At 69.9% G+C, this 3,287-nt stretch carries 2 protein-coding genes; both read right to left on the bottom strand.

Annotation, left to right across the window (positions count from 1 at the left end; all coding sequences use genetic code 11):
* A partial coding sequence (eccB, locus tag NF20_RS06490; protein ID WP_033717239.1) for a type VII secretion protein EccB occupies positions 1-1,119 on the bottom strand: 1,119 nt, incomplete at its 3' end.
* The gene (eccA3, locus tag NF20_RS06485; protein WP_011726302.1) at positions 1,116-2,969 is read right to left on the bottom strand and encodes a type VII secretion system ESX-3 AAA family ATPase EccA3; all 1,854 of its coding nucleotides are present in this window, start codon (positions 2,967-2,969) and stop codon (positions 1,116-1,118) included. The genes eccA3 and eccB, both read right to left, overlap by 4 nt.
* Positions 2,970-3,287: the final 318 nt, after the last annotated feature.

Below are 3,287 nucleotides of genomic sequence, written 5' to 3'. Positions count from 1 at the left end.
GACGTGTTGGTCCGGGTAGCGCGCGGTGTCCAGCATCCGCGACACCGGCAGCTTGGCCACCGCGTCGGCGCCCAGCCGCGGCGGTTGGTCCAGCCCATAGGAATTGGTGTTGCGCAGGATCGCCGCCAGCACCGGTGAGATCTGCTGCAGGCCGTCGGGCAGCACCGCGTAGTAGCGCGGCGCCCCCGAGGAGCTTTGATCCAGGGTGTAGGAGACCACCACGGCCCCGATCGGGGCCGGCACCGCGAACGGCGCCGGGGCGCCGGCGTTCGGGATGCCCGGCGCGGACAACGACGGCGCCTCGGGTATCGCGTTGAACAGACCGAGCGCGATGGGCCGGGGCGCGGGCAGCTCGGAGTTGTTCTCGGTCAGGCCGAGCGCGTTGGTGACGGCGTGGTCGGCCAGGTTGATCTGCGAGCGCCGGCCGTTCCACAGCAGCCAGGTGCCGCCGTCCCGCTCGGCCAGGATCGCCTGCTGCGACGGCAGCGCGGCGGCGCGGGCGCCGCTGCTGTCCGGCCGGCCCGCGATCACGGTGACACCGGTGCTGTGCGCGCCGTGCCCGCCCGGGGCGGGCTCGCTGACCGAGTCGCACACCGTCCAGTTCGCGTCGGTGGACGGGTTTTGCACCATCCGCTCCGGGGCGCCGGGGATGCCGAGCAGGTTGCCGCGCGGAAACCGATCCAGCTCAGCGCTTTTCACGGTGGTGGGGTTGACCGGCTTGCCCACGATCAGCCGGGCGGAGGTCAGGTTGAGCACCGGGTGCAGGTCGTCGCCGACCCGGACGTACAGCGCAGCCGTGGACCGGTCGGCCAGCACGGCGTTGGTCCCGGCGGTGCCGTTGGGCCGGATCAGCGAGAACACGAAGCAGCCGGCCAGCCCGGTGACCAGCAGGACCGCGCCCATCGCGACGGCGCGCGACTGGGTGCGCAGCGGGTCGACCAGCATCCGGGTGTCGTGCAGCGCGATACCGGAAGCGATGCGGCGCATCACGAATCGCCAGCCGCTGACCTGGTGCCGGGTGACGAAGCCGCGCCGGTACTGCACCTGGTCGGGGTTGTCGTTGACCGGGGTGCGCGAGGTGAACGAACGCCGGTCGTCGGGATCGTTGTTGGCGGTCATGCCGGCACCGACAGGCCAAGGCCGCGCAGCAGCGGCTCAACCGACCGTGCGACGTCGTCGTCGGTGATCGTCATCAGCTCCTCGTCAGTGAATTCGCCGGTTCCGGCGTGCTCGGAATGGTCGAGCCGGAACTCCCGTTCCTCTTCGGCGCGCTCGACGATGTTCCGGACGAATCGGCCGTTACCGGCGATGTCCAGGTTGCGGCGCGAGATCCCGTTGGCGTCCGGGGTCGATTCGCGGGCCAGCTTGGTGAACAACTCCTCCATGTGGTCCAGCGCGGCCTGTTCGAAGACGCTGTCGCGTTGTTCGGCCATCTTGGTGGCGATCTCGACCAGCTCCGACGGCGCGTACGACGGGAAGTCGATGTTGCGGGTGAACCGGGAACGCAAGCCCTCGTTGGTGTCCAGGAACTTGTCCAGGTCGGCCCGGTACCCGGCGATGATGACCACCAGGCGGTCGCGGTCGTTCTCCATCCTGGCCAGCAGGGTGTCGATGGCGACCAGCCCGAAGTCGTTCTTGGCGCCGGTGGCGACCAGCGCGTAGGCCTCGTCGAGGAACAGCACCCCGTCCAGCGCGCTGTCGATGATGGCGTTGGTCTTGGCCTCGGTCTCGCCGATGTGCTGGCCGATCAGGTCGGCGCGGTGCACCTCGCGGATGTTCTCCCGCTTCAAAAGCCCCAGGCCGCAATAGATCTTGGCCACCACGCGGGCGATGGTGGTCTTACCGGTTCCGGGCGGCCCGGCGAACACCAGGTGGTGGGCCCGCTGCGCGACCGCGAGCCCGCGCTGCTTGCGGACCAGTTCCATGGCGACCGAGCTCTTCAGCCGGGACACCTGGTTCTTGACCTCGTCGAGTCCGATGAATTCGGCGAGCTGGCGTTCGGCCTCGGCCAGCAGCACCGCCTTGCGCTCGTGCGCGGCCGGGTCGACGAAGTCCTCGGCGCTGGGCTCGGTGGCGGGGTCCCACGGGTCGGTGCGGGCCTCGATGCGGGCCGCGGTGGTGGTCACGATGCCGAAACTGGTGTCCGATAACGCCTGTTCGACCTGTTCGTTCTCCGGGTGCGCGGCGTAGAGGTCCTGCAGCACCTCGCTGGCCGATTCCTCGTCCACGTGCGCGCGCAGCACCAGCGCCTTGGCCAGGGCGCCGTCGACGGCCGCCACGGCGACCGGACCGTCGGGCTCCTCCAGGTAGGACAGCGCCGGGGCGAACATGCCGAGGCGGGCCAGCGCGGTGCCCAGGGCGATCTTGGCGGCGTGCGCGTAGGCGTCGTCGAGGTCGGTGTCGTTGACGATCGGGGTGAGCAGCTTGACGACGTCCGACCAGCGCTCGGCCCGGTAGTTGATCACGACCGACACCCAGCGGGCTTCCCGCCAGCCGGGTCGGGCGGCGGTCAGCGCGGCGACGATCCGGTCGGCGTCGGCGAAGCGCCCGGCGGTTGCCAGCGCCGCCGCGTAGGCGAGCTGGAAGTCGTCGGTCGTGGTGGCGCGGAACTGCAGATACAGCCCGGTGTCGTAGCGGAAGCCCAGCGCGCCGGGCGCCAGGTCCACCTGGCGCTGCAGCACGCCCGCGGTGGCAGCAGTGCGGGCCACCGCCTCCAGCACGCGCAGCGACACGTCGCCGGCGGCCGCCAGCCCGGTCCACGCGTCGCACTGGTCGTGGGCGATGCGGGTCAGCGCGGCGAAGCCGGAGCGGGCGGCGGCCAGGTCGGCCGGGCGCTGCCGTTGGTAGACGACGATGCCCAGCGCGCGGCAGCAGGTGGCGAACCGGCTGACCACGTCGCCGTCGACGCGTGCGTCGACCCGGGAATTGACCGGCTGAGCTGTGAGCATGCCGGTGTCACCGCGTTCCACGGCCGCGCCTTCTCATGTATGTAGCCTCCCCTAACCTAACCGCCTGAAGTTAGCATTGCATAAGCTAACTGTCGAGGCGTTCGAGCCTGGTCGGCTCACCACTCCGCTGCCCTTCTTCTACCGCTGATGAGGACGTTTCGCCTAGGGATTTGCCGCATTTTCGGCATACTCACAGCCGCACCCTCGGCAGCCTCACAGCAAGACCTCACCTTACTGAAAATCATTTTCATTATCAATTCCGGCGTGCCTCCCGCGGACGGGTAGCGGATGGGTAGCCGGGCACGGTCACGCAGCCAGTAGTCGGGCGCCGCGGCGGTA

The organism is Mycobacterium sp. MAC_080597_8934 (assembly GCF_000523975.1).
Taxonomy (GTDB): Bacteria; Actinomycetota; Actinomycetes; order Mycobacteriales; family Mycobacteriaceae; genus Mycobacterium; species Mycobacterium avium.
This window is presented reverse-complemented; position numbering and strand designations above follow the sequence as displayed.